Origin of the sequence: Nocardiopsis dassonvillei subsp. dassonvillei DSM 43111, from assembly GCF_000092985.1 — a bacterium.
GTDB lineage: Bacteria > Actinomycetota > Actinomycetes > Streptosporangiales > Streptosporangiaceae > Nocardiopsis > Nocardiopsis dassonvillei.
This window is the reverse complement of the sequence record NC_014210.1, coordinates 3646505-3671487: the sequence shown is the minus strand read 5'-3', so window position 1 is coordinate 3671487 and position 24983 is coordinate 3646505. Positions and strand designations below refer to the sequence as shown.

General features: G+C 73.2%; 21 protein-coding genes and 1 pseudogene. All 22 read left to right on the top strand.

The genetic code is table 11. The annotated features are described in order from the left end of the window. Positions 1–5 precede the first annotated feature (5 nt). The 22 genes and pseudogenes from NDAS_RS15160 (at position 6) to NDAS_RS15055 (ending at position 24961) form a co-directional block, all read left to right on the top strand. On the top strand, positions 6–842 hold the full coding sequence (locus NDAS_RS15160) for a shikimate dehydrogenase (protein WP_013154088.1): 837 nt from the start codon (positions 6–8) through the stop codon (positions 840–842). 400 nt (positions 843–1242) lie between these two features. Next, positions 1243–1827 carry a translation initiation factor IF-3 gene (gene infC / locus NDAS_RS15155; RefSeq protein ID WP_081461740.1) on the top strand — a complete coding sequence of 195 codons (585 nt, stop codon included), beginning with the start codon at positions 1243–1245 and terminating at the stop codon, positions 1825–1827. A 180-nt stretch (positions 1828–2007) separates the two neighbouring features. Further along, entirely contained in the window at positions 2008–2202 is a 195-nt protein-coding gene (rpmI, locus tag NDAS_RS15150; protein WP_013154086.1) for a 50S ribosomal protein L35, read from the top strand. 161 nt (positions 2203–2363) lie between these two features. After that, positions 2364–2735: a 50S ribosomal protein L20 gene (rplT, locus tag NDAS_RS15145; RefSeq protein WP_013154085.1), complete on the top strand. Its 372-nt coding sequence runs from the start codon at positions 2364–2366 to the stop codon at positions 2733–2735. Positions 2736–2745: 10 nt separating this feature from the next. After that, positions 2746–3597, top strand: a complete 852-nt coding sequence (locus NDAS_RS15140) for a TrmH family RNA methyltransferase (RefSeq protein WP_013154084.1) — start codon at positions 2746–2748, stop codon at positions 3595–3597. 536 nt (positions 3598–4133) lie between these two features. Beyond that, positions 4134–5357: pseudogene (locus NDAS_RS15135) on the top strand (ATP-binding protein). Positions 5358–5543: 186 nt separating this feature from the next. After that, positions 5544–6662 carry a phenylalanine--tRNA ligase subunit alpha gene (pheS, locus tag NDAS_RS15130; RefSeq protein WP_013154083.1) on the top strand — a complete coding sequence of 373 codons (1119 nt, stop codon included), beginning with the start codon at positions 5544–5546 and terminating at the stop codon, positions 6660–6662. Further along, positions 6662–9148, top strand: a complete 2487-nt coding sequence (gene pheT / locus NDAS_RS15125; protein WP_013154082.1) for a phenylalanine--tRNA ligase subunit beta — start codon at positions 6662–6664, stop codon at positions 9146–9148. Before pheS ends, pheT begins: the two co-directional genes overlap by 1 nt. A 511-nt stretch (positions 9149–9659) precedes the next feature. Then, positions 9660–10886 carry an aminotransferase family protein gene (locus NDAS_RS15120; RefSeq protein ID WP_041552792.1) on the top strand — a complete coding sequence of 409 codons (1227 nt, stop codon included), beginning with the start codon at positions 9660–9662 and terminating at the stop codon, positions 10884–10886. 247 nt (positions 10887–11133) lie between these two features. After that, positions 11134–11640, top strand: coding sequence for a MarR family winged helix-turn-helix transcriptional regulator (locus NDAS_RS15115; RefSeq protein WP_013154080.1), 507 nt, complete (start codon positions 11134–11136; stop codon positions 11638–11640). 196 nt (positions 11641–11836) lie between these two features. Continuing rightward, the gene (locus tag NDAS_RS15110) at positions 11837–13258 is read left to right on the top strand and encodes an NAD(P)/FAD-dependent oxidoreductase (RefSeq protein WP_041553191.1); all 1422 of its coding nucleotides are present in this window, start codon (positions 11837–11839) and stop codon (positions 13256–13258) included. A gap of 376 nt (positions 13259–13634) precedes the next feature. Then, on the top strand, positions 13635–14663 hold the full coding sequence (argC, locus tag NDAS_RS15105; RefSeq protein ID WP_013154078.1) for an N-acetyl-gamma-glutamyl-phosphate reductase: 1029 nt from the start codon (positions 13635–13637) through the stop codon (positions 14661–14663). Then, positions 14660–15430 carry a bifunctional ornithine acetyltransferase/N-acetylglutamate synthase gene (locus tag NDAS_RS15100; protein ID WP_013154077.1) on the top strand — a complete coding sequence of 257 codons (771 nt, stop codon included), beginning with the start codon at positions 14660–14662 and terminating at the stop codon, positions 15428–15430. The genes argC and NDAS_RS15100 overlap by 4 nt, the downstream gene beginning before the upstream one ends. Beyond that, positions 15427–16428, top strand: coding sequence for an acetylglutamate kinase (gene argB / locus NDAS_RS15095; protein ID WP_013154076.1), 1002 nt, complete (start codon positions 15427–15429; stop codon positions 16426–16428). Before NDAS_RS15100 ends, argB begins: the two co-directional genes overlap by 4 nt. Beyond that, the gene (locus tag NDAS_RS15090; RefSeq protein ID WP_013154075.1) at positions 16425–17633 is read left to right on the top strand and encodes an acetylornithine transaminase; all 1209 of its coding nucleotides are present in this window, start codon (positions 16425–16427) and stop codon (positions 17631–17633) included. Before argB ends, NDAS_RS15090 begins: the two co-directional genes overlap by 4 nt. Before the next feature lie 2 nt (positions 17634–17635). Further along, positions 17636–18583 (top strand): ornithine carbamoyltransferase, encoded by a 948-nt coding sequence (gene argF / locus NDAS_RS15085; protein WP_013154074.1) that lies wholly within the window; start codon positions 17636–17638, stop codon positions 18581–18583. Then, positions 18580–19113, top strand: a complete 534-nt coding sequence (locus NDAS_RS15080) for an arginine repressor (RefSeq protein ID WP_013154073.1) — start codon at positions 18580–18582, stop codon at positions 19111–19113. The genes argF and NDAS_RS15080 overlap by 4 nt, the downstream gene beginning before the upstream one ends. Before the next feature lie 131 nt (positions 19114–19244). After that, positions 19245–20663, top strand: coding sequence for an argininosuccinate lyase (argH, locus tag NDAS_RS15075; RefSeq protein ID WP_013154072.1), 1419 nt, complete (start codon positions 19245–19247; stop codon positions 20661–20663). A 304-nt stretch (positions 20664–20967) separates the two neighbouring features. Then, positions 20968–23457: a sensor histidine kinase gene (locus NDAS_RS15070; RefSeq protein ID WP_013154071.1), complete on the top strand. Its 2490-nt coding sequence runs from the start codon at positions 20968–20970 to the stop codon at positions 23455–23457. A 1-nt stretch (position 23458) separates the two neighbouring features. Beyond that, complete coding sequence (locus NDAS_RS15065) at positions 23459–23893, top strand: roadblock/LC7 domain-containing protein (protein ID WP_013154070.1); 435 nt, start codon at positions 23459–23461, stop codon at positions 23891–23893. Further along, complete coding sequence (locus NDAS_RS15060) at positions 23890–24384, top strand: DUF742 domain-containing protein (RefSeq protein ID WP_013154069.1); 495 nt, start codon at positions 23890–23892, stop codon at positions 24382–24384. The genes NDAS_RS15065 and NDAS_RS15060 overlap by 4 nt, the downstream gene beginning before the upstream one ends. Then, positions 24365–24961 carry a GTP-binding protein gene (locus NDAS_RS15055; protein ID WP_013154068.1) on the top strand — a complete coding sequence of 199 codons (597 nt, stop codon included), beginning with the start codon at positions 24365–24367 and terminating at the stop codon, positions 24959–24961. The genes NDAS_RS15060 and NDAS_RS15055 overlap by 20 nt, the downstream gene beginning before the upstream one ends. The last annotated feature ends 22 nt before the right edge of the window (positions 24962–24983 follow it).

Below are 24983 nucleotides of genomic sequence, written 5' to 3'. Positions count from 1 at the left end.
CTGACATGGGAACGGTGCGCGCCGCCGTCCTGGGCTCGCCGGTGGCCCACTCGCTCTCACCGGTCCTGCACACCGCCGCCTACGCGGCGATGGGCCTGGACGAGTGGTCCTACGGCCTGCACGAGTGCGGTGAGGAGGAACTCGCGCCCTTCCTCGCCGGACTCGGCGGGGAGTGGGCCGGGCTTTCCCTGACCATGCCGCTCAAGCGCCGCGCCCTGGAGCTGGCCGAGACGGTCTCCGACCTGGCCCTCCAGGCGGGCGGCGCCAACACCCTCGTCCACCGCGGGCGTGAGTGGCACGCCCACAACACCGACGTGGCGGGGATCACCGCGGCCCTGGCCGAGGCCGGGGCCGACGCCCCCCGCAGCGCGGTCGTCCTGGGCGCCGGGGCCACGGCGGCCTCCGCCCTCGTCGCGCTGCGCCTGCTCGGCCTGACCGCGCCGGTCACCGTGCTGGCCCGCGACCCGGCCCGGGCCGGGCAGGTGGCCGCCGCGGCCCGCCGCACGGGCCACCCGCTGGAGGTGGCGCCGCTCGCCGAGGTGGACAAGCACCTGGACGTGGACCTGGTCGTGTCCTCCCTGCCCTCGGGCGCGGCCGACCTCCACGCCGACCTGCTCGCCGCCTCGCGCGCAGACCTGTTCGACGTCGTCTACTCGCCCTGGCCCACCCGCGCCGCCGCGGCCGTCGCCGCGCGCGGCGGCCGCGTGGTCGGCGGCTTCCCCATGCTCCTGCACCAGGCCGTCGAGCAGGTCCGCCTGATGACCGGTGTGGACGACGTGCCCGTGGAGGCCATGCGCGCGGCCGGTGAGGCTGAACTGGCCCGCCGCTCCGTCCCCGCCTGAGCGCGGCCGGAGAGGGTGCCCGGCCGGGTGGGACGAACGGGCTCCGGACACTGGTACGATGAGGTATCGACTTGGTCCGGTGTGTCCCACACCGGAGCCGCAAGCGGAGATGATCCTCCCACCTGCCGGGTACCGCCCGCGTAGGTTCCGGCCCGGCGATCGACCGCGCCGCGTTACGTCGACCGAGCACCCGTGTCCGGGGTGCCCGGTCCACGCGCGCGACCTCGCTGGGAATATCCGGTCGGATCACCCCGCTTGCACACGCTGGCGGGGTTTTCGCTGTATGCGGACCCCGACTCGACCGGCGGCCCGACGGACGAGGGCGGCCCGGTCCACATGGCCGTCCACCACCAGGCGGGCGACCGGTCCCAGGTAATCGACATAGCTAGGGAGGGGTCTCATCAGCGCAGAGCCCCGCATCAACGACCGCATCCGGGTGCCCGAGGTCCGTCTCGTCGGACCCAACGGCGAGCAGGTCGGCATCGTCTCCGTGCAGGACGCCCTGCGTCTGGCCCAGGAGTCCGACCTCGACCTCGTCGAGGTCGCACCGACCGCGCGCCCGCCGGTCGCCAAGCTGATGGACTACGGCAAGTTCAAGTACGAGTCCGCGGTCAAGGCCCGCGAGTCGCGCAAGAACCAGTCGAACACGATCATCAAGGAGATCAAGCTCCGCCCGAAGATCGACCCGCACGACTACGAGACCAAGAAGGGTCACGTGGTGCGGTTCCTCAAGAGCGGTGACAAGGTCAAGGTGACGATCATGTTCCGCGGCCGTGAGCAGTCCCGGCCCGAGCTGGGCCGCCGACTGCTGGCGCGCCTGGCCGAGGACGTCCAGGACCTCGGCACCGTGGAGTCGCAGCCCAAGCAGGACGGTCGCAACATGGTCATGGTGATCGGCCCGCACAAGCGGCGGTCCGAGCACAAGGCCGAGGCCCGCGCGGCGGCGGGGGACAAGACCCGCCGCGAGCAGAGCACGGACGCCTAGCGACGCGGAGTCCTCCACCGCCCGGTCGCCGGTAGGGACCGGGTGGTGAGAAGGGCTGCGCGCGCACGGCCCGGATGCGGCGCCCCGACGCGCGGTGTCCCCGCCGCAGCAGCGGAAGAACCGTGTCAGCCGCCCCCTCGGGGCGGGTGGCACTCCGACGGAGTAGGAGACGACGGCGACATGCCGAAGAACAAGACCCACAGTGGGGCCAAGGACCGCTTCAAGGTCACCGGCTCCGGCAAGATCATGCGCCGCCGTGCCAACAAGAACCACATCCTTGAGCACAAGACCTCCAAGCGCAAGCGCAAGCTGGGCAACGAGGCCGTGCTCTCCCCCGCGGACGCCAAGAACATGCGCAAGCTGCTCGGCAAGTAGTCCCGGGCCCTCCCCTCCGCGGAAGCGCCCGCCCATCGGTCACGGCCGGTGCGGTGACGGCCTCCGGGAGGGAACCACCGAAGCAACACGGTCGCCGGGTTCGACGCAGCCGGGCCGGTCGGCGCGCCGCGCGCGCCGGAAGAGACAACTAGGGAGTTCCAGTGGCACGCGTGAAGCGGGCTCTCAACGCCAAGAAGAAGCGCAAGGTCGTCCTCGACCGGGCCAGCGGCTACCGCGGGCAGCGCTCGCGCCTGTACCGCAAGGCCAAGGAGCAGATGCTCCACTCGATGACCTACTCCTACCGGGACCGCAAGGACCGCAAGGGGCAGTTCCGTCGCCTGTGGATCCAGCGCATCAACGCCGCCTCCCGCGCCCAGGGCCTGACCTACAACCGCTTCATGCAGGGTCTGAAGCTGGCCGGCATCGAGGTCGACCGCCGTATGCTCGCCGAGCTGGCGGTCAACGACCAGGCCGCCTTCGCCAGCCTGGTGGAGACGGCCAAGAAGGCCCTCCCCGCCGAGGCCGCGGCCTAAGCGAGCGGTGATGGCGAGCCACGAGTTCACGAGCATCCGCTCACCCAGGATCAAGGGGGTTCGGCGGCTCGCCAAGCGCACCTTCCGCCAACGCGAGCGGCGCTTCCTCGCCGAGGGCCCGCAGGCTGTGCGCGAGGCCCTGGCCGCGGCGGTCGACGGTGCCCAGGGGCGGTCCCCCCACGGAGGGGCCGCCTCCGGCGTGGTCGAGGTCTACGCCACCGCGGAGGCGATGCAGCGCCACATCGACCTGGTGGACGCCGCCCGCGCGGTGGACGTGCCCACCCACAGGGTCAGTCTGGACGTGATGTCGGAACTGGCCCAGACGGTCACCCCGCAGGGGGTCATCGCCGTCTGCGAGTTCGTCGACGTCCCCCTGGAGCGGGTCGGCGACGTCCGCCTCGCGGCCGTGCTCTCCCACGTCCGCGATCCGGGCAACGCGGGCACGGTGCTGCGCACCGCCGACGCGGCCGGGGCCGACGTCGTCATCTTCACCGACGCCTCCGTCGACCCCTACAACGGCAAGTGCGTGCGGGCCTCCGCCGGAAGCCTGTTCCACCTGCCCGTGGTCGTGGGCGTCCCCGTGGCGCGCGCCGTCGACTTCCTGCGCGGCGTGGGCGCGCGGGTGTGGGCCGCGGACGGCAGCGGCCAGCGCGACCTGCACGCCGTCGCCGACAGCGGCGACCTGGACGGCCCGGTCGGCTGGGTGTTCGGCAACGAGGCCTGGGGACTGCCCGAGGAGACCGTCGCCCTGACCGACGGCGCGGTCAGCGTCCCGATCTACGGCGGGGCCGAAAGCCTGAATCTGGCCACCGCGGCCGCGGTCTGCCTCTACACCACCGCGCGGCAGCAGCGGCGTTCCTGAGCCGGGCCGGGCGGGTTCGGATCGGCCCAGCTCACGACGCGCGTAGTGACTGTGCGTAACGGAGTGGGTGCGTTCGCGGAACTCCCGCGCACGGGCCCGGCCGCCGGCGCCCGTGCGGATTCCGGGTACCGGGTTCGCCCGAAGTGCACGTGCATCGGCACCGCGTGCCTATAGGGTCGGGGCCTGGGGATCGCGGGAGGGTCCATGCGCGTCGCGCGTGGGGCCCGACGGGCTACCCGTGTCGCGGGTGCGACGCCGTGTCCTTCCTGTCCCACAAGGCAGGCTTGACGACATGGTGTGAGCACGCACCGTGTGCCGAGGCCCGCGATCCCCGTTCCCGGGCGACGGGCCGTCGCAGGGGGGCTTGTACGCTCGTCTGTCGTCGGGCGCCCGTTCCCGGGTCGCGAGGCGTACCAGGTGGAAGTGCAGGGTAGACAACCTGCGGTGGTGTCCACGGGTGTCGCGGATACGACCGGTCAGCGGTTCTCGGCCCAGGAGCCTGTGGTCGTGGACCTTCAAGGGGGGCGGGGAGAGGCGTGGGCAGCGGCCGGCAGGTGGACCACCCGGCGGAGGACTCGGGCAGCGGGACCGCTCACTCCCCGGACGACCCCGGGCACGGAGCCGGACCGGCCGTGGACGTCCCCGCCGAGAACGCTCCCGGGCCCCGTGCGAGCGACCGGGTCCCCGCGGCTCTGTGGGAGGTCGACGGCGGCTCGCCCGCCGGACCGGGCGGCACTCCGCTGCACGCCGACGACCTGCCCGACGGCGTCGTGGTGGCCGACTCCCGTGGTCGCGTCGTACTCTTCAACACCCAGGCCGCCCAGGTCCTGGGCATCCCCGCCGAGTCCGCCCTGGGCCGCGACTACCGCGCCGTCCTGCCCCTCGTGGGCGTCGACGGAAACGACTGGTGGCAGGCCAGCGACCCCTACGGCGGTGCGCGCGACCGCGTCCGCCAGGCCGAGCGCGCCCTCCTGCTGCCCGACGACCGCGAGGTGCTCGTCGCCGCGCGCTAGGTGCGCGCCCGTCCCGGGGGAGAGCTCGTCCGCCTGGTCGTCACCCTGCGGGACGCCTCCGCGCACGCCGAGCGCTCCCGCGCCGACCTGGTCTCCGAGGTCGCCCACGAACTGCGCTCACCCCTGACCAGCGTCAAGGGCTTCACCTCGACCCTGCTCGCCAAGTGGGAACGGCTCACCGACAAGCAGAAGCTGTTCATGCTGGAGACGGTCAACGCCGACGCCGACCGCGTCACCCGCCTCATCCACGACCTGCTCGACGTCTCCCGCATAGAGTCGGGCCGGTTGGAGGTGCGCCGTCAGGTGGTGGACCTGCCCGACGCCGTGCGCCGGGTCGTCGCCGGCCGCGTCGCCTCCGGCGAACCGGAGGAGCGCTTCCGGGTCGAGACCAGGGGGGAGCTGCCGCGCATGTGGCTCGACGCCGACAAGATCGAGCAGATCCTGTCCAACCTCGTGGAAAACGGGGTGCGGCACGGCGCTGGTACTGTCAGTGTGGTGATCGAGCCCTGCGAGGGAGGAACAGCGGTGTCGGTGCGCGACGAGGGCCAGGGCATAGCGCCCGAGACCATTCCGCGCGTCTTCCGCCAGTTCTGGCGCAGCAAGCGCCGGGGCGGGACCGGCCTCGGACTGTTCATCGTCAAGGGCCTCGTCGAGGCCCACGGCGGCACGATCACCGTCGGACGCGCCCCCAGCGGCGGCGCGGAGTTCCGATTTACCATGCCCGCCGGGGCACCCGAGTTCGTCTGAGGCACTCAGACCCTCCAGCCTCCCCGGTGGGCGCAACGGCGTGCCCCGGGCTCGGTGACACACGTCCTCGGCCGGGCCCGCCCGAAATCCGCCTGTGCTCTTCCTGTCGGCTTCGTCCGCCCCGCTGCGGACCGTGACTGCCGCCCGTCCCCCAAGCCGGGGACGTCGGCGGCGAGGCAACCAACCATGTCTGCACCGAACAATTCCTTCGACCCCGTCGAGGTGACCTCCCTGCACCCCGACGAGGTCGCCCGCATGCGCGAGGAGGCGCTGGCCGCCGTCGAGGCGGCCGCCGACCTCGCCGAACTCAAGGAGGTCCGGCTCGCGCACGCCTCGGACCGCTCCCCGCTGGCCCTGGCCAACCGTGAGATCGGCGCCCTCCCCCCCGCGGCCAAGGCCGACGCGGGCAAGCGCGTGGGCGGCGCCCGCCGCGACGTCGGCCAGGCGCTCAAGGCCCGCCAGGTCGTCCTGGAGGCCGAGCGCGACGAGCGCGTGCTCATCGAGGAGCGCGTCGACGTCACCCTGCCCTGGGACCGGGCGCCGCGCGGCTCCCGCCACCCGCTGACCACCGTCGCCGAGCGCGTGGCCGACATCTTCGTCGGCATGGGCTTCGAGATCGCCGAGGGCCCCGAGGTCGAGGCCGAGTGGTTCAACTTCGACGCCCTCAACTTCAAGCCCGACCACCCCGCCCGCACCATGCAGGACACCTTCTTCGTGCAGGGCCCGGACGGGGGCGAGTCCGGCCTGGTCATGCGCACGCACACCTCGCCGGTGCAGATCCGCGCCCTGCTCTCGCGGGAGCTGCCGGTGTACGTGGTCGCGCCCGGCAAGACCTTCCGCACCGACGAGCTCGACGCCACCCACAGCCCCGTCTTCCACCAGCTGGAGGGCCTGGTCGTGGACCGGGGCGTCACCCTGGCCCACCTGCGCGGAGCCATCGACGCCTACGTCGAGGGCGTGTTCGGCGAGGGATTGCGCACGCGCTTCCGCGCCTCCTACTTCCCCTTCACCGAGCCCTCCGCCGAGGTCGACATGGAGTGCTTCGTGTGCCGGGGCGCCTCCGTGGGCGACCCGGACGCGCCCTGCCGCACCTGCTCCAGCGAGGGCTGGATCGAGATCGGCGGCTGCGGCGTGGTCAACCCCCGCGTGCTCACCGCCGCGGGCGTGGACCCCGAGGTCTACACGGGCTGGGCCTTCGGCCTGGGAATCGAACGGACACTGATGTTCGCGCACGGGGTGCGCGACATGCACGACATGGTCGAGGGCGACATCCGCTTCACCTCGGCGTTCGGGAGTGAGAACTGATGCGCGTCCCCCTGAGCTGGCTGCGGGAGTACGTCGACCTTCCGGTCGGCACCACCGCCCGCGAACTCGCCGGCCGCCTCACGCTGGCGGGCCTGGAGGTCGAGACCGTCGACGAGCTCGGCTCCGACATCACCGGCCCCATCGTGTACGGCCGCGTGCTGGAGATCGAGGAGCTGACCGGGTTCAAGAAGCCCATCCGCTACTGCCGGGTGGACGTGGGCGGGGCCAACGGCACCGGAGAGCCGCAGGAGATCGTCTGCGGCGCCCGCAACTTCTCCGAGGGCGACCTGGTCGTGGTCTGCCTGCCCGGCGCCGAACTGCCCGGCGGCTTCCGGATCGGCGCCCGCAAGACCTACGGCCGGATGTCGGCGGGCATGATCTGCTCGGCCAGCGAGCTGGGCCTGTGGGAGGACCACAGCGGCATCATCGTGCTGCCCGAGGGCTTCGGCGCGGTGGGCGAGGACGCCATCGGGCCGCTCGGCCTGCGCGAGGACGTCCTGGACATCGCCGTCACGCCCGACCGCGGCTACGCGCTGTCCCTGCGCGGCGTGGCCCGCGACGCCGCCGCGCTGTACGGGGTGGACTTCCACGACCCGGCCGACGTCGCCGTCGCCGAGTCCGGCGGCGAGGGCCACCCCGCCGAGATCGACCCGGCCCTGTGCGACCGCTACGTCCTGCGCGGCGCCACCGGGTTCGACCCCGACGCGCCCAGCCCGCTGTGGATGAAGCGCCGCCTGCACCAGTGCGGCGTGCGCCCCATCTCCCTGGCCGTCGACGTCACCAACTACGTGATGCTCGAACTCGGCCAGCCGCTGCACGCCTGGGACCGCGCCCAGCTGCGGGGGGCCCTGCGGGTGCGCGCCGCCGAGGCGGGGGAGAAGCTGGAGACCCTGGACCACGTCCAGCGCTCCCTGGACACCGACGACATCGTCATCGCCGACGACAGCGGCCCGGTCAACATCGCCGGGGTCATGGGCGGCCTGACCACGGAGATCTCCCTGACCAGCACCGAGGTGCTGGTCGAGGCCGCGCACTTCGACGCCATGCACATCGCCCGCGCCTCGCGGCGCCACCAGCTGTCCTCGGAGTCCTCCCGCCGCTTCGAGCGGGGCGTGGACTCGGCCGTGCAGCTGGCCGCCGCCACACGCGCGGTCGAACTGCTCGCGGAGTTGGGCGGCGCCACCGTCGAGACCGCCTACACCCACCTGGACCGCACCGCCGCGCGCGAGCCGGTCACGGTACGGGCCTCCCACGCGGGCGCCGTCGCCGGGGTGGACTACCCCGAGGGCACCACGCAGCGCTGGCTGCGCGCCGTCGGCTGCGAGGTGGAGGCCGACGGGGACCTGCTGAGGGTCGTTCCGCCCAGCTGGCGACCCGACATCACCGACCCCAACGACCTCGCCGAGGAGGTCATCCGCTTCGAGGGTTACGAGAACATCCCCTCGATCCGCCCGCGCGCCTCGGGCCGCGGCCTGACCGCGAGCCAGCGTCTGCGCCGCGCGGTCGGCCGCGCCCTGGCCGGGACCGGCTTCCACGAGGTGCTGAACTACCCCTTCGTCGGTGAACGCGACCTCGACGGCCTCCAGTTGGCGGCCGACGACGACCGCCGCGACGCCCTGCGCCTGGCCAACCCGCTCAACGAGGGCGAGCCGCTGCTGCGCACCACGCTGCTGCCGGGGCTGTTCAAGGCGCTGGCCCGCAACACGGGCCGCGGGTTCACCGACGTGGCCCTGTACGAGACGGGCCTGGTCTACCGGCCCAGGCCCGGCGCCCCCCGCGCGCCCATGCTCGCGGTGGACCGCGGGCCCGACGCCGAGGAGCTGGCCCGGATCGAGGCGGCCCTGCCGGACCAGCCGCGCCGGGTGGGCGCGGTGATCTCCGGCCACGCCGAACGCGCCGGATGGTGGGGCCCGGGCCGGGAGGCCGGCTGGGCCGACGCGGTCCAGACCGCGCGCGACGTCGCCCGCGTGGCGGGGGTCGAGCTGGAGGTCGAGGCCGACCAGCACGCCCCGTGGCACCCGGGCCGCTGCGCCGCGCTGTACGTGCGCGTGGACGGGGAGCGCCTGCTCGTGGGCCACGCCGGAGAGCTGCACCCGCGCACCGTCCAGGCCTTCGGGCTGCCCGAGCGCACGGCCGCCGTGGAGGTCGAACTCGACCGGATCGAGCGGGCCCGCACCCCGGTCACCGCGCCGGAGATCTCCACGTACCCGGTGGCCACGCAGGACGTGGCCCTGGTCGTGGACTCCTCGGTGCCGGTCGGGCGGGTCAGCGCCGCGCTGGCCGAGGGCGCCGGTGAACTGCTGGAGAGCGTGCGCCTGTTCGACGTCTACACCGGCGACCAGGTCGGCGAGGGCAGCAAGTCGGTGGCCTTCGCCCTGCGCTTCCGGGCCGCCGACCGGACGCTGACGGCGGAGGAGGCCGGAGCGGCCCGCGACGCGGCCGTCGCCCTGGCGACCGAGCGCACGGGTGCCGTCCTGCGCGGCTGACGGGGAAGGCCTGTTCCGCGCGGTCGAGGCGCGGGTGTTTGGGTCAGGGCGGGGCCGGTCACTTCCCGAGTACGGGGTGGCCGGCCCCGCCCTCGTGTGTACGCGGGGCCGCGCGCCGCGTGTGGCGCGCGGGTCGCACACCGTCACGCCACGCCAGCCGTATCGGTGAAAGCTCCGGCGGCGGGCCCGGATTCCAGATTGTTTTTCGGCGAGTTTTTCCAGCCCAGCAAGGGTTTTGGCGCCGACCCCCGAGGGTAGCCGGCATGAAGTTTGTGTTTCGGGGCATGGATCTTCGTTTTGGCTCTTGCTGTGAGGCGGGTCGCACGCTTAGCCTGCAAGCACCTGCCACCAACGGGCGCCCGTGTGCAGGCTGGATCAACCTGAGTTTTCCACTGCGCTCTCGCGCATGACACGGCTCGGAGGTCGCCATATGACCGAAACGGTTGTCTCGTCCGCACTCACTCCCACGCAACAGCGGGAGCCCAGCCGCCTCTGGCACACCTTCTGCGATATGAACACGGTGGTCAGGGGTCCGGAGTTCATGGTGGCCCGCGCCGAGGGCGTGTGGCTCTGGGACAGCTCCGGGGACCGCTACCTGGACGGTACGGCCAGCCTCTGGTACTGCAACGTCGGCCACGGCCGTACCGAGATCGCGGACGCGGTCCACCGCCAGATCAGCACCCTGGACGCCTACACGGTCTACGGGGACTTCGCCAACGGGCCCGCCGTGGAACTGTGCGAACGCCTGGCCTCGCACGCCCCGGTGGCCGACCCGCGGGTGATCCTGACCTGCGGGGGAGGGGAGTCCATCGACACGGCCGCCAAGCTGGCGCGGCGGTACTGGGCGGTGACCGGCCAGCCCGGGCGCACCCACCTGATCAGCCGGACCGGCGGTTACCACGGTCTGCACGGGTTCGGCACGAGCATCTCGGGCATGGACCGGTTCCGCAGCGGCTACGGCAGGCTGGTCGAGGACACCTCCGTGGTGCCCCACGACTCGGCCGAGGCCCTGGAGGCGGAGATCCTCAGGGTCGGCCCCGAGCGGGTCGCGGCCTTCTTCGCCGAGCCGGTGGTCGGCGCGGGCGGGGTCTTCCTGCCGGAGGAGAACTACTTCGCCGAGGTGTCGCGGATCTGCCACAAGTACGGCGTGCTGTTCGTCGTGGACAGCGTCATCTGCGGTTTCGCCCGGCTGGGGAACTGGTTCGGCATCGAGCGCTTCGGTGTCGACCCGGACATGATCGTCTTCGCCAAGGGCGTCTCCAGCGGGTACCTGCCGCTGGGCGGCGTCGTGGTCAGCGGACGCGTGGCCGACCCCTTCTACAACGGCGAGGGCAACCCGTTCCTGCACGGAACCACCTACGCCGGGCACCCGACGGCGTGCGCGGCGGCGATGGCCAACCTGGACATCCTGGAGCGCGAGGACCTGTTCACGGTGTCGCTGGAGATCGAGCGCCAGCTGGACGGCGCCCTGCGCGGCCTGGCCGACCACCCGATGGTGGCCGAGGTCCGCTCGGGCCTGGGCGTCATGGGCGCGGTGGAACTCACCGAGGAGGCACTGAACGGGCGGGGGATCACCACCCAGGAGGTGTTCGCCGAGGCGCGGGCCCGCGGTGTGATCGTACGGCCGATCCCGACGGCGCTGCTCGTCTCGCCGCCGCTCATCATCACCTGGGAGCAGATCGACCACATGGTGTCCACCCTGTCGGCCGCGCTGGACGCGGTCGCGGCCCGGCACTGACCGCGGGGCCCCGCCGTGTCGTCGGCGGGGCCCCGTGGAGGAAACCTCGTTCCACGACCGCCCTCCTCCGACCCCTTCCCACAGCCGCCTTCCCGACCCGGTGCGCGACCCCGTGCGCCGGGTGTGACGTGTTCGGGACAAATCCACTGGGCGAAACGTTCCGCGTCGAGTAAAATTTACTGGGAAGATATTTCTTGTGGGTTGGATGCGCGTCGGCGTCCGCCCCGGGGAGGGACAGGGAGCGGACATGACCACAGAGCCGATGGAGGCCACGGGCGGCGCGAGCGGGGCGGGTGACGCGGGCGGCGCGACGAGCGACGACGACCTCATCACCGCATGGGGGCTGGTCCACGAGGCCATGAACGTCGTTCAGCCCAAGCTCCTGGGCGGCATCACCCCGGACGGCAAGGACATGGCCGGACCGTGGTTCGAGGTGCTCATACGCCTCCAGCGCACACCCGGCCACCGGCTGCCCATGAGCCGCCTGGCCCGTGAGGTCAGCCTGAGCACGGGCGGGTTCACCAAGCTCGCGGACCGCCTGGAGCGCGAGGGCTACCTGGAACGGGAGAACTGCGCCTCGGACCGCCGGGTCGTCTACGCCGTCCTCACCGACAGCGGCCTGGACTTCATCGGCCAGGCGCGCACCAGACACGTCGAGCGGCTGCGCGAACACGTCCTGGGCCCGCTCGGCGAGGACGGGGTGCGCCGGCTCGCCGCCATCGCGCGTACGCTCCGTGACAGCTCCTGCTGCTGACGGCGCGTTCGTGTCGGAACTCTGGGTAGCCGAATCCACGCCCCGCCGGTGCGCCACCGGACCCGAAGGCGGGGAGGACATCCCACCGGCCGCCGTTCCCGTGTAGGTTGGCGGAAGTTCGTGGGTCCCGCGGGGTGGACCGTGAGCGCACAGTTTTTCGGGGGGAAACATGGGTCTGTTCACCACTGCCGCGCAGATGAGAGCGATTCCACGGTCCTCGCGCTTCGCCAACGGAGGCGTCTCCTTCTGGTTCCGCGAGACCGGGCTCCCCGAGCGCCGCGCACCCCTGCCCGGCACCGCTGACTACGACGTCTGCGTGGTCGGAGCCGGGTACACGGGCCTGTGGACCGCCTACTACCTCAAGAAGGAGCAGCCGGACCTGCGCGTGGCGGTGGTCGAACGTGAGTTCGCCGGGTTCGGCGCCTCGGGCCGCAACGGAGGGTGGCTGTCCGCGGAGTTCGCGGGCTCCCGCGAGCGTTACGCGCAGTCACACGGCAAGGCCGCGATGGTCGCCCTGCAGCGGGCGATGATGGACACCGTCACCGAGGTGGTCTCGGTCGCCGAGGCCGAGGGCGTCGACGCCGACGTCGTCCGCGGCGGCATGCGCCTGGTGGCCACCAACGCCGCCCAGCGCCAGCGCCTGGCCGAGGACATCGAGTACCTCCAGGAGTGGGGCTACTGGCCCGACGACATCCACCTGCTCGACGGTGAGCACGAGCCCCGGCTGTCGGTGTCGGGGGCCGTCGCCTGCGCCTACTCGCCGCACGCCGCCCGCGTGCAGCCCGCCAAGCTGGTCACGGGGCTGGCCCGGGTGGTGGAGGACCTGGGCGTGGCCCTCTTCGAGGGCACCGAGGTGGAGGAGATCCGCCCCCGCCAGGGCGCGGCCCGCCCGGCGGTCGTCACCGGGCACGGCACCGTCTACGCCGACCACGTCGTGCGCGCCACCGAGGGCTTCACCTCCACCCTGCGCGGACAGCGCCGCGACTGGCAGCCGGTGAACTCCTCGATGATCGTCACCGAGCCCGTTCCCGCCGAACTCTGGGAGAAGATCGGCTGGGAGGGCCGGGAGCTGCTGGGCGACACCGCCCACTCCCACGTCTACGCCCAGCGCACGGCCGACGACCGCATCGCGATCGGCGGGCGCGGCGTCCCGCACCGCTTCGGCTCGGCCCAGGAGGAGGAGGGCGCCACCCAGCCGCAGGCCATCGCCGAACTGTGGCGGGCGCTCACCCGCATGTTCCCCGATGTGGCCGACGTGCCGGTCGAGCACGCCTGGTCCGGTGTGCTGGGGGTGCCGCGCGACTGGCGTCCCACCGTGCACCTGGACGCCGAGACCGGCCTGGGCTGGGCGGGCGGTTACGCGGGCAGCGGCGTGGCCGCCAGCAACCTGGCCGGGCGCACCCTGCGCGACCTGGTCCTGCGCCGCGAGACCGACCTGACCCGCCTGCCGTGGGTGGGCCACCGCGACCGCGGCTGGGAGCCCGAGCCCCTGCGCTGGGTGGGCACGCAGGTCATCCACGGGCTGTACCGGAGCGCCGACCGCCGCGAGTCGCGGACCGAGGACAGGGCGCACACCTCGCGTCTGGCCGGGATCGCCACCCGTATCTCGGGCCGCTGACGCGGGGAGCGGCGCGGGGAGGTCGTACGCCAGCCCCGGGGCCTTCCCGCCAGCCCGGGTTCCAGGGGGCGTGGTCGCTGTCACCGGGAGGTCCCGCGCCGACCGCGCTGGCTCCAGGCTCAGCCCGGCTTCTACGGGTGCCTGGCCGGGGCCGCCCGAAAAGGGGCACCCCCGGTGCGGACGGGGAATCCGTACGCACACGGGCGCGTGGTGACGGCCACCGGAGCGCTCTGCCCCGGCCCCGGGGGCATTCCCAGCACACCGATCGGTCGCCATGAGACCCCGCGCACAGTGGCGGGGGCCTCGGCGAATCTGGTTGCATACATTTGCATGTGAGTGCATGATAGTTCAGTCGAACTGATCAGGGGGCACCACCATGGGACACACAGCGGCCATCGCCGGAGCCAGCGGCTACGCGGGAGGCGAGCTGCTGCGCCTGCTCCTGGGACACCCCGAGATCTCCATCGGCGCGGTCACCGCAGGAGGCAACGCCGGGACCCCCCTCATCCAGCACCAGCCGCACCTGCTGCCGCTGGCCGACCGGATCCTGGCGCCCACCACCGTCGAGGAGCTGCGCGGCCACGACGTCGTCTACCTGGCCCTCCCGCACGGCCAGTCCGCCGACATCGCCCAGCAGCTCGGAGACGACACCCTCGTGGTCGACTGCGGCGCCGACTTCCGCCTCAACGACGCCGCCGCCTGGGAACGCTTCTACGGCACCCCGCACGCCGGGACCTGGCCCTATGGTCTCCCCGAACTCCCCGGACAGCGCGAGCGACTCGCCGGCGCCCGCCGCGTCGCCGTCCCCGGCTGCCACGTCACCGTCGCCACACTGGCCCTCTTCCCGGGACTGGCCGAACAGCTCGTCGAGCCCGACCTGACCGTCGTCGCCGTCACGGGCACCTCCGGCGCGGGCAAGGCGCCCAAGCCCAACCTCGTCGGCAGCGAGGTCATGGGCGCGCTCAGCCCCTACGGGGTCGGCGGCACCCACCGGCACAACCCCGAGATCATCCAGAACCTCACCGCGGTCACCGGCGAACCGGTCAGGCTCTCCTTCACCCCGGTCCTGGCCCCGCTGCCCCGCGGCATCCTGGCCACCTGCACCGCGCCCCTGAAGGAGGGCGCCACCGCCGAGCGGGTCCGCGCGGCCTACCAGACCGCCTACGCCGACGAGCCCTTCGTCCACCTGCTCCCCGAGGGCACCTGGCCCAGCACCGCCATGACGCTCGCTGCCAACACCACCCTCGTGCAGGTCACCGTCGACCCCGACGCGGGCCGCATGGTCGCCGTCGCCGCCCTGGACAACCTCACCAAGGGCACCGCGGGCGGCGCCGTCCAGAGCACCAACCTCGCCCTCGGCCTGCCCGAGGACACCGGCCTCCCGCTCGCGGCGGTCGCCCCGTGAGCGTCACCGCGCCCCGGGGCTTCCGGGCGGCCGGGGTCGCCGCCGGGCTCAGGGACGGCGGCGCCCGGGACGTCGCCGTGGTCGTCAACGACGGCCCCTCCCGTGCCGCCGGAGCCGTCTTCACCGCCGCCGAGGACAGGGCCGCCCCCGTCCTGTGGTCCCAGCAGGTCCTCCTCGGCGAGCGCGTGCGAGCCGCCGTCATCGACTCCGGCGGGGGCGACGCGGGCTTCCAGGAGGTCCACGCCGCCGCCGAGCACACCGCGGACCTGCTCGACGACTCCGCCGCCGAGGTCGTGCTCTGCTCGGCCGGACCCGTGGGCGGGCGCACCGGTCCCGACGCCCTGCTCCGGGGCGTCACGGCCGCCCTGGCCCAGGCCTCGCGCGGCGGCGGGCTGGACGCCGCGGACGCGATCCGCACCACCGACACCGTCGCCAAGATCGCCTTCCGGCGCGGCGACGGCTACACCGTCGGCGCCATGGCCAAGGGCCCGGACGCCTCCCTGTCCACCGCGCTGTGCGTGCTCACCACCGACGCCGACGTCACCGCCGACCAGTGCCGGCGCCTGCTCGCCGACGCCGTCGCGGCCTCCCTCGGCCCCCTGACCGCCGCCAACGACACCGTGCTGCTCATGGCCAGCGGAGCCAGCGGCACGTCCCCCCGCGAGGACGACCTCGCCGCACTGCTCACCGAGGTGCTGGCCGAGCTGGCCACCCAGCTGCGCGCCGACACCCCCGCCACCGACCACGACCGGGCCCAGAACTCATGATCGCGCGCTCACCCCACACCACCGACGACCCGGCCAGGGCCCACGCCCTGGACAAGGCGGCCCACCTCATCGAGGCGCTGCCCTGGCTCTCCCGCTTCCACGGCCGCACCGTCGTGGTCAAGTACGGCGGCAACGCCATGATCAGCGAGGAACTGCGGGCCCGCTTCGCCGAGTCCGTCGTCTTCCTGCGCTACGCGGGCCTGCGCCCCGTCGTCGTGCACGGCGGCGGACCCCAGATCAGCGCCCAGCTCGAACGCGCCGGAGTGGAGTCCACCTTCACCGCCGGGCTGCGCGTGACCACCGACGAGGCCATGGACATCGTCCGCATGGTCCTCACCGGCCAGGTCAACCGCGAGATCGTCGGCCTGGTCAACCAGCACGGCCCCTTCGCCGTCGGCATGTCCGGCGAGGACGCCAACCTGCTGTCCGCCGTGCGCAAGACCGTCGAGGTGGACGGAGAGACCGTCGACATCGGCCGCGTCGGCGAGATCACCGGGGTCGACCCCGGAGCCGTCGCCGCGCTTCTGGACGACGGCCGCATCCCCGTGGTCTCCAGCGTCGCCCGCGCCGACGACGGCGGCGTCTACAACGTCAACGCCGACACCGCCGCCTCCGCCCTCGCGGTGGCCCTGGGCGCCAGCAAGCTCATCGTGCTCACCGACGTCGAGGGCCTGTTCTCCGACTACCCCAGCAACACCGAGCTGATCAGTCGTCTGAACGCCGACGAACTGCGCGCGCTGCTGCCCTCCCTGTCCTCGGGGATGCTCCCCAAGATGGAGGCCTGCCTGAACGCCGTGGAGGGCGGCGTCCCCCAGGCCCACATCATCGACGGCCGCGTGCCCCACTCCCTGCTCCTGGAGGTCTTCACCGACCAGGGCGTGGGCACCATGGTCGCCGACGAGGAACTGGAGGCCGCCCTGCTCGCGGGCAACGACCACGCTCCGCGCCCCTGGCGCGACAACCACACCACCGTCACCAACGCAGGAGGCGCACAGTGACCAACGGTTCCCACCTGCGCGAGCGCTTCGCCGCCTCGCTCATGCCCACCTACGGCGTCCCGCCCATCGCCCTCACCCTCGGGCGCGGCTGCGAGGTCTACGACGCCGACGGCCGCCAGTACCTCGACCTCATCGCCGGGATCGCCGTCTCCAGCCTCGGACACGGGCACCCCGCACTGGTCAAGGCGGTCGCCCACCAGGCGGCCACGCTCGCCCACACCAGCAACCTGTTCGTCCACGAACGCGAGGTCCAACTCGCCGAGCGCCTGATCGGCCTCGTGGGCGGCGACGCCAAGGTCTTCTTCACCAACTCCGGCACCGAGGCCAACGAGGCCGCGCTCAAGCTGGTCAAGCGCGCCGCCGGGCCCGGCCGCCACTACTTCGTCGCCGCGTCCCACGGCTTCCACGGCCGCACCTCCGGCGCCCTCGCCCTCACCGGCAAGGAGGCCATCCGCGAGCCCTTCGGCCCCTTCGGCATGGACGTGCGCTTCGTGCCCCACGGCGACCTGGACGCCCTCGCCGACGCCGTCGACGAGCACTGCGTCGCGGTGTTCACCGAACCCACCCAGGGCGAGGCCGGGGTCGTCCCCGCCCCCGAGGGGTACCTCGCCGGGGTCCGGCGGATCTGCGACGACACCGGCGCCGCCTTCGTCCTCGACGAGATCCAGAGCGGCATCGGCCGCACCGGCCTCTGGTTCGCCCACCAGGCCGAGGACGTGCGCCCCGACGTGCTCACCCTCGCCAAGGGCCTGGGCGGCGGCCTGCCCATCGGCGCCTGCGTCGGCTTCGGCCGCTACGCCGACGCCTTCGCCAAGGGCGACCACGGCTCCACCTTCGGCGGCAACCCGGTGGCCTGCGCGGCGGCCCTCGCCGTCCTCGACACCATCGAGAGCGAGAACCTGCTCGCCCACACCGCGGTCATGGGCGACCTGCTCGCCGAGCAGCTCGACACCATCGACCACCCCCTGCTGGCCGGACAGCGCGGCAGCGGACTGTGGCGGGCCCTGGAGCTCACCGCGCCGCACGCCGCCCACGTGCAGGAACAGGCGGCCGTCCGCGGCTTCCTCGTCAACGCCGTGGCGCCGCACGCGATCCGGATCGCCCCGCCCCTGGTCATCACACCCGAACAGATCGGCCTGTTCATCGAGGCGCTGCCCACCATCCTGGACGCAGCCGAGGCCGCAGCGACGAAGGAGCAGCAGTAGCCGTGACCCGCCACTTCCTGCGCGACGACGACCTGACCCCGGACGAACAGGCCCGGGTCCTCGACCTCGCCGACGACATGAAGAAGGACCGCTTCGGCCACCGGCCGCTCGCCGGTCCGCGCACCGTCGCCCTGCTCTTCGACAAGCCCTCCACCCGAACCCGGCTGTCCTTCGCCGTGGGCGTGGCCGACCTGGGCGGCAGCGCCCTGGTCCTGGACACCGCGAGCACCCAGATGGGCCGCGGCGAGCCCCTGGAGGACACCGCCCGCGTCCTGGAACGCCAGGTCGCCGCCGTCGTGTGGCGCACCTTCGCCCAGAGCGACCTGGAGACCCTGGCCGCCCACATCTCCGTCCCGGTGGTCAACTCCCTCACCGACGAGTTCCACCCCTGCCAGATCCTGGCCGACCTGCAGACCGTCCGCGAGCACAAGGGCGACCTGGCCGGGCTCACCCTCGCCTACCTGGGCGACGGCGCCAACAACATGGCCCACTCCTACCTGCTCGGCGGCGCCACCGCCGGACTCCACGTGCGCGTCGGCGCGCCCGAGGGGCACCAGCCCGACCCCGCGGTGGTCGCGCGCGCCGCCGAGATCGCCGCCACCACCGGCGGGTCGGTCACGGTCACCGCCGACGCCCGCGAGGCCGCCCGGGGGGCCGACGTCCTGGCCACCGACACCTGGGTGTCCATGGGCCAGGAGGACGAGGCCGCCGACCGCGAGGCGCCCTTCCGCCCCTACGCGATCGACGCCGACCTGCTCGCCACCGCCCACCCCGAGGCGATCGTCCTGCACTGCCTGCCCGCCTACCGCGGCAAGGAGGTCTCCGCCGAGGTCATCGACGGGCCGCAGAGCGTGGTCTGGGACGAGGCCGAGAACCGCCGCCACGCCCAGAAGGCCCTGCTCGCCTTCCTGCTGGAGGCCAGCGACAACCCCGGGGCCGTCCGCCCATGACGGCGGAGAACGGCGGCACGGCGCCGATGACCAAGGCGGCCAGACACGCCAGGATCACCGACGTCCTCACCCGGGAGGACGTCAGGTCCCAGGGCGAGCTGGCCAGGCGCCTGTCCGAGGCGGGCGTCCAGGTCACCCAGGCCACCCTCTCCCGGGACCTGGACGAACTGGGTGCCGTCAAGCTCCGCACCGCCGACGGCCACCTGGTCTACGTGCTGCCGGGGGAGGGGGGCGAACGCCTCCAGCGCACCCGCCCCGACAGCCTGGGCCTGGAACAGGTCTCCGGCGCGCGCCTGACCCGGCTCGCCGAGGACCTGCTGGTCTCGGCCGAGGCCTCCGCCAACATGGTCATCGTCCGCACCCCGCCCGGCGCGGCCCAGTACCTGGCCTCGGCCATCGACCACACCGACTTCCACGCCATCCTGGGCACCATCGCGGGGGACGACACCATCCTGGTCATCTCCCGCGACCCCCAGGGCGGCGAGGACCTGGCCGCCGCCCTCCTGCGACTGGCCGACCGCAGACCGTAACCTCGTACGAGGACGTCCCGGACCCCCGCCGGGACCGCCGGGCCCGCGACCGGCGCCCGCGCACGTAGCACCCGAGCGGACGCGGGGCCCCGGCCCCGCACCGCCGCACCACACGTCAAGGAGAGACCACCATGGCCGACCAGCCCGAGGCGCTGCGCCTGTGGGGAGGCCGTTTCGAGGGCGGCCCCGACCAGGCCCTGGCGCGCCTGTCGCTGAGCACCCACTTCGACTGGCGCCTGGCCCGCCACGACATCGCCGGTTCGCGCGCCCACGCCCGCGCCCTGCACCGGGCGGGCCTGCTCACCGCCGACGAGCTGGACCGCATGATCGAGGGCCTGGACCGGCTGGAGGCCGACGTGGCCTCCGGGGCGTTCACCCCCGTCCTGGAGGACGAGGACGTGCACACCGCCCTGGAGCGCGGCTTCATCGAGCGGGTCGGCACCGAACTGGGCGGGCGGCTGCGCGCCGGCCGCTCCCGCAACGACCAGATCGCCACCCTCGTGCGCATGTACCTGCGCGAGGAGGCCCGGCAGATCGCCGACCAGATCCTGGACCTGGTGCGGGCCCTGGCCGACCAGGCCGCGGCCCACCCGGACGCCGCCATGCCCGGCCGCACCCACCTCCAGCACGCCCAGCCCGTGCTGCTCGCCCACCAGCTCATGGCGCACGCCTGGCCCTTGGTGCGCGACGTCGAGCGGCTGCGCGACTGGGACCGCCGCGCCGCGGTGTCCGCCTACGGCTCCGGCGCGCTGGCCGGGTCCTCCCTGGGACTGGACCCCCGCGCGGTCGCCGCCGAGCTGGGCTTCCCCGACTCGGTGGACAACTCCATCGACGGCACCGCCGCCCGCGACGTCGTCGCCGAGTTCGCCTTCGTCACCGCCATGATCGGCGTGGACCTGTCCCGGCTCTCGGAGGAGGTCATCCTGTGGGCGACGAAGGAGTTCTCCTTCGTCACACTCGACGACGCCTTCTCCACCGGCTCCTCGATCATGCCCCAGAAGAAGAACCCCGACGTCGCCGAACTCGCCCGCGGCAAGGCCGGGCGCCTCGTCGGCGACCTCACCGGGCTGCTCACCACCCTCAAGGGGCTCCCGCTGGCCTACAACCGGGACCTGCAGGAGGACAAGGAACCGGTCTTCGACGCGGTGGACACCCTCCACCTGCTGCTGCCCGCGATGACCGGCATGGTCGCCACCCTCACCTTCCACACCGACCGGATGGCCGAACTCGCCCCGCAGGGCTTCTCCCTGGCCACCGACATCGCCGAGTGGCTGGTGCGCGAGCGCGTGCCCTTCCGGGAGGCGCACGAGATCGCGGGCGCCTGCGTGCGCGTGTGCGAGGAGCGCGGCATCGACCTGCCCGACCTCGGCGACGACGACCTCGCCGCCGTCTCAGAGCACCTGACCCCGGCCGTGCGCGAGGTCCTCAGCGTGTCCGGCTCGCTGGCCTCGCGCTCCGACAAGGGCGGCACCGCCCCCGTGCGCGTGGCCGAGCAGCTGGAGAAGCTGCGCTCGGTCGTCGAGGAGCACCGCAAGGCCTTCACCGCCTGAGCCCCGCCGAAGCCGTGTACGGGCGCGCCGACCCCCCGGGGCCGGCGCGCCCGTACGCGTTCGCGGGGCCCCCTCCGGCGACCGCGTCCACGGTCCCCGTGCCCACGTCACACCCATTTTGGAATTCGCCCGGCACCCGCCGTGAGAGTGCGGTAGCGTCCTGAGTCTGCGGGCACCAGGCGTGGTCTGCCCTGTGCGAACCGTGACGAACCCCTCGGTGCACGGCACTTCCGGCGCATCCGCGCGTCGTGCGGTGCGACCCACGTCCGGCAGGCGCCCGCGACCAGTCCGTGGGAGGAACGCAATGGGGAACACGGGAGGCACCGGCCGCAGCGCCATCAGGGCTCAGATCAACAGGATCGTACTGATCCCCAGCATCACCTTCCTGGCGCTGTTCGTCGTCCTCAGCACGGCCACGCTCGTCCAGGCCGTGTCGCTGCGCTCCTCGGTCGGCGACGGCCGCGCCGGGATCCGGCTCGCCGCGGCGCTCACCCTTCTCCAGGAGGAGCGCCGCCTGAGCGCCGCCTACCTCGCCGACCCCGCCGAGGACGGCCGCGCCGCCCTGTCCGACGCGGCCTCGCGCACCGACGAGGCACTCGTCCCCGTCCACGACCTGCGCGGCACCATCGGCGACCGGGACGACCCGGCCACCGAACCCCTCGCCGAGGACTTCTTCACCTCCCTGACCGAGGCCACGGAACTGCGCGCCCAGAACCTCGCCGAGCCCGGTCCACCCGAGGAAGCCCTCACCGCCTACACCACCGCGATCGGACAGGGCATCCGCCTCTACGCCGGCACCGCCCGCTCCCTCGACAACGGGCCCGCCACCGCCGAGGCCGCCGCCGTCACCGACCTGATGTGGGCCCAGGAGAGCTTCAGCCGGGCCGACGCCCTCATCGCGGCCGTGCTCGCCGAGGACTCCCTCGACCGCTTCCAGCAGGCACAGGTCGTCGCGCTCACCGCGGACGCCCGCCACCGCGTCGACATGGCCCCTCCCGGTCCCGCCGCAGACGACGGCGAGCCCCCCGCCCTGACCGCACTCGCCGAGAGCCGCCCCTGGCAGGACGCCCTGGCCATCGCGGACACCCTCGCCACCCACGAGGCCCCGGTCATCGTGGACGTCCTCAGCGGCGAACAGACCCGGGACCCGACGCCGCCCGAGGGGCTCGGGGGCTGGCGCGAGGCCGCCGACCAGGTCAACGCCGAACTGGCCGACATCACCGCCACGCGCGCCGCCTCCGTCGTCACCGCCACCGAGCAGGCCAGTTCCTGGATGCTCACCCTCGCGCTGGGCGGCAGCATCACCTCCCTGTTCGCGGGCACCCTCGCCTACGGTGTGGCCGCCCGCTCCGCCGGACGCCTCACCCACCGGCTCGCCCAGCTGCGCGCCGACACCCTGGGCAGCGCGCGCAGCGACCTGCCCCGTATCGTGCGCCGCCTGGAGTCGGGGGAGCAGGTCGACCTCGACACCGAGATGAAGCAGCTCGACCACGGCGACGACGAGGTCGGCCAGGTCGCCGACGCCTTCAACATCGCCCAGCGCACCGCCGTCGCCGCCGCCGTCAAACAGGCCGACATCCGCGCGGGCGTCAACCGGGTCTTCCTCGGCATCGCCCACCGCCACCAGTCCCTCCTCCAGCGCCAGCTCCAGCTGCTGGACCGCGTCGAGCGCGAGGAGGAGGACCCCGACCTGCTGGAGAGCCTCTTCCAGCTCGACCACCTGGCCACCCGGGGCCGCCGCCACGCCGAGAACCTCATCATCCTGGGCGGCGCCCAGCCCGGCCGCCGCTGGCGCCACCCCGTCCCGCTCGTGGACATCCTGCGCGGCGCGATCTCCGAGACCGAGGAGTACACCAGGGTCCGACTGACCTCCGTCCCCGACCTGTCGCTGTCCGGCGCCGCGGTGGCCGACGTCATCCACATGCTCGCCGAGCTGGTCGAGAACGCCACCGCCTACTCGCCGCCGCACACCCAGGTCACCATCGCCACCGAGTCCGTGCCCAAGGGCGTGGCCGTGGAGATCGAGGACCGGGGCCTGGGCATGACCGAGGAGGTCCTGACCAGCTCCAACCGCACCCTCAGCGAGGCGCCCGAGTTCGACGTCATGACCTCCGGCGGGGACTCGCGCCTGGGCCTGTTCGTCGTCGCCCGCCTCGCCGCCAAACACGACATCCGGGTGCAGCTGCGGCACTCGCCCTACGGCGGGACCCGGGCCGTGGTGCTCATCCCCGGCGCCCTGGTCGCCTCCTCGTCCAGCGCCCCGGAACGGCCCCGCGCGGCCATCCGCCAGGGCGCCCACTCGGTACTGCGTGAGCCGTCGGCGCAGCACGGTGACGCGCTCACCACGCAGGACGCCCCCCACCGGAGCCGGCCGCTCCTGCGTCCGGTCCCCCGCGACGGCGACGGCGCACGCCCGGCCCGGGGCACGCCCCTGCTGCGCCGGGTACCGGCGCCCGTGCCCGACTCCGAGACCGCGGACGCCGCTCCCGGGACCGAACCCGGGTCCGGCCGGGTCGGCGCCGCACCCGGTCGCCCCGGACTTCCCCGGCGCAGGCGCCAGGCCAGCCTCGCCCCCCAGCTCAGAGCCGCGGACCCGCCGGAGTGGGACGACGCCGACCCCCCGGGCTCCTCACGGCGCACCCCCGAACAGGCGCGGCAGATGATGGACGCCTTCAGCGCCGGTACCCGGCGCGGCCGGGCCGCGGACATCGGGGTCGACGCCGACGGACGTGAACACAGCAGTGACGGTCAGGTCGGTGCGAGCGCCGACGATCACACGGGAGAAAGCGACTGACATGGTGGGCAAGAGCAAGGCCGCTGACAATCTGGACTGGCTCCTGGACGACCTGGTCGACCGCGTCGTCGGCGCCGAGAACGCGATCGTGCTGTCGGCCGACGGACTGCTGCTCGGAGGCTCGCGGGGGCTGGCCCCCGAGGACGCCGAGCACCTGTCGGCCCTGGCGTCGGCGTTCCAGAGCCTGGCGCGCGGGACGGGCCGACACTTCGGCGGCGGCGACGTCCGCCAGACCGTGGTGGAGATGGAGCACTCCTACCTCTTCGTCACCGCCGCGGGCGCCGGAGCGTGCCTGGCGGTGCTGGCCACCGAGGACGCCGACGTCGGGCTGGTCGCCTACGAGATGAACCTGCGGGTCAAGCGGGTGGGCCAGTTCCTCACCGCCGCGCCGCGCCGGCCGGACCACCTCACCGTCACCGGGAGCGCCGGTTCATGAGCACGTCCGGAGAGCGGCGCGGAGCGCCGCCGGCCGTGCCCTCGGCCCCGGACGAGGCGGCGCAGCCGCTGTCCGGCCGCCGGGCACTGGCCTGGTACAGGGGACGGGGGCACCCGACGTCGGAGGGACCCTCGGCGGGCGTCGTGCTCGGTGACGCCCCCTCGGGACAGCTCGTGCGCCCGTACACCATGACCGGGGGCCGCACCCGGCCCCGCACCGGTCCGAGTCTGGACCTGGTCACCATCGTCGTCGCCGCCGCGGACCGCGGGGACCGGGAGGGAGAGCCCGAACAGCAGGCCATCCTGAGCCTGTGCCGCAGACCCATATCGGTGGCCGAGATCTCCGCCCGGCTCGACATCCCCCTGACCGTCGTCAGGGTGCTCCTGGGAGACCTCCTCGCCGACGGCGACGTGCGCACCCGGGCGCCCATGACCCAGCTTCCCGAGAAGAAAGTACTTCAGGCGGTACTCGATGGCATCCGCAGACTCTGACACCAGGCCGCAGGAAGCGATCCCCCAGGCGGTGAAGATCATCGTCGCGGGGGGATTCGGCGCGGGCAAGACCACACTGGTCGGCTCCGTCAGTGAGATCACCCCGCTCAGCACGGAGGAGGTGATGACCGAGGCCAGCTACGGCGTGGACGACCTCGGGGGAGTGGAGGACAAGACCACCACCACGGTCGCCCTGGACTTCGGCCGCATCACCATCAACCCCGACATCGTCCTGTACCTGTTCGGCACCCCCGGACAGGACAGGTTCTGGTTCATGTGGAACGAGCTCTCCCAGGGGGCGCTGGGCGCGGTCGTCCTGGCCGACACCCGCCGCCTGAACACCTGTTTCCACGCCGTGGACTTCTTCGAGCGCCGCGGGTTGCCCTTCGTGGTCGCGGTGAACCGCTTCGAGGGCTCCACCGTCTACCGCCACGAGGAGGTCCGCGAGGCGCTGGACATCTCCGCCGAGGTGCCGGTCATCATGGCCGACGCCCGCGAGCGCGAGTCCTGCAAGGAGGTGCTGGTGGAGCTGGTCACCCACGTGATCCAGGGCCGGAGCCCCGTCATGAGCGGGTGACACGTGCGGGTTGCCGACCCGG

What these genes read in the sequence shown, in the direction of transcription:
- rpmI (WP_013154086.1), top strand. Translation starts at nt 2,008, where the DNA reads ATGCCGAAGAACAAGACCCACAGTGGGGCCAAGGACCGCTTCAAGGTC.
- NDAS_RS15070 (WP_013154071.1), top strand. Translation starts at nt 20,968, where the DNA reads ATGGGGAACACGGGAGGCACCGGCCGCAGCGCCATCAGGGCTCAGATC.
- NDAS_RS15160 (WP_013154088.1), top strand. Translation starts at nt 6, where the DNA reads ATGGGAACGGTGCGCGCCGCCGTCCTGGGCTCGCCGGTGGCCCACTCG.
- argC (WP_013154078.1), top strand. Translation starts at nt 13,635, where the DNA reads ATGGGACACACAGCGGCCATCGCCGGAGCCAGCGGCTACGCGGGAGGC.
- pheT (WP_013154082.1), top strand. Translation starts at nt 6,662, where the DNA reads ATGCGCGTCCCCCTGAGCTGGCTGCGGGAGTACGTCGACCTTCCGGTC.
- argH (WP_013154072.1), top strand. Translation starts at nt 19,245, where the DNA reads ATGGCCGACCAGCCCGAGGCGCTGCGCCTGTGGGGAGGCCGTTTCGAG.
- NDAS_RS15055 (WP_013154068.1), top strand. Translation starts at nt 24,365, where the DNA reads ATGGCATCCGCAGACTCTGACACCAGGCCGCAGGAAGCGATCCCCCAG.
- NDAS_RS15115 (WP_013154080.1), top strand. Translation starts at nt 11,134, where the DNA reads ATGACCACAGAGCCGATGGAGGCCACGGGCGGCGCGAGCGGGGCGGGT.
- NDAS_RS15120 (WP_041552792.1), top strand. Translation starts at nt 9,660, where the DNA reads ATGAACACGGTGGTCAGGGGTCCGGAGTTCATGGTGGCCCGCGCCGAG.
- NDAS_RS15080 (WP_013154073.1), top strand. Translation starts at nt 18,580, where the DNA reads ATGACGGCGGAGAACGGCGGCACGGCGCCGATGACCAAGGCGGCCAGA.
- NDAS_RS15065 (WP_013154070.1), top strand. Translation starts at nt 23,459, where the DNA reads ATGGTGGGCAAGAGCAAGGCCGCTGACAATCTGGACTGGCTCCTGGAC.
- pheS (WP_013154083.1), top strand. Translation starts at nt 5,544, where the DNA reads ATGTCTGCACCGAACAATTCCTTCGACCCCGTCGAGGTGACCTCCCTG.
- NDAS_RS15140 (WP_013154084.1), top strand. Translation starts at nt 2,746, where the DNA reads ATGGCGAGCCACGAGTTCACGAGCATCCGCTCACCCAGGATCAAGGGG.
- NDAS_RS15060 (WP_013154069.1), top strand. Translation starts at nt 23,890, where the DNA reads ATGAGCACGTCCGGAGAGCGGCGCGGAGCGCCGCCGGCCGTGCCCTCG.
- NDAS_RS15110 (WP_041553191.1), top strand. Translation starts at nt 11,837, where the DNA reads ATGAGAGCGATTCCACGGTCCTCGCGCTTCGCCAACGGAGGCGTCTCC.
- argB (WP_013154076.1), top strand. Translation starts at nt 15,427, where the DNA reads ATGATCGCGCGCTCACCCCACACCACCGACGACCCGGCCAGGGCCCAC.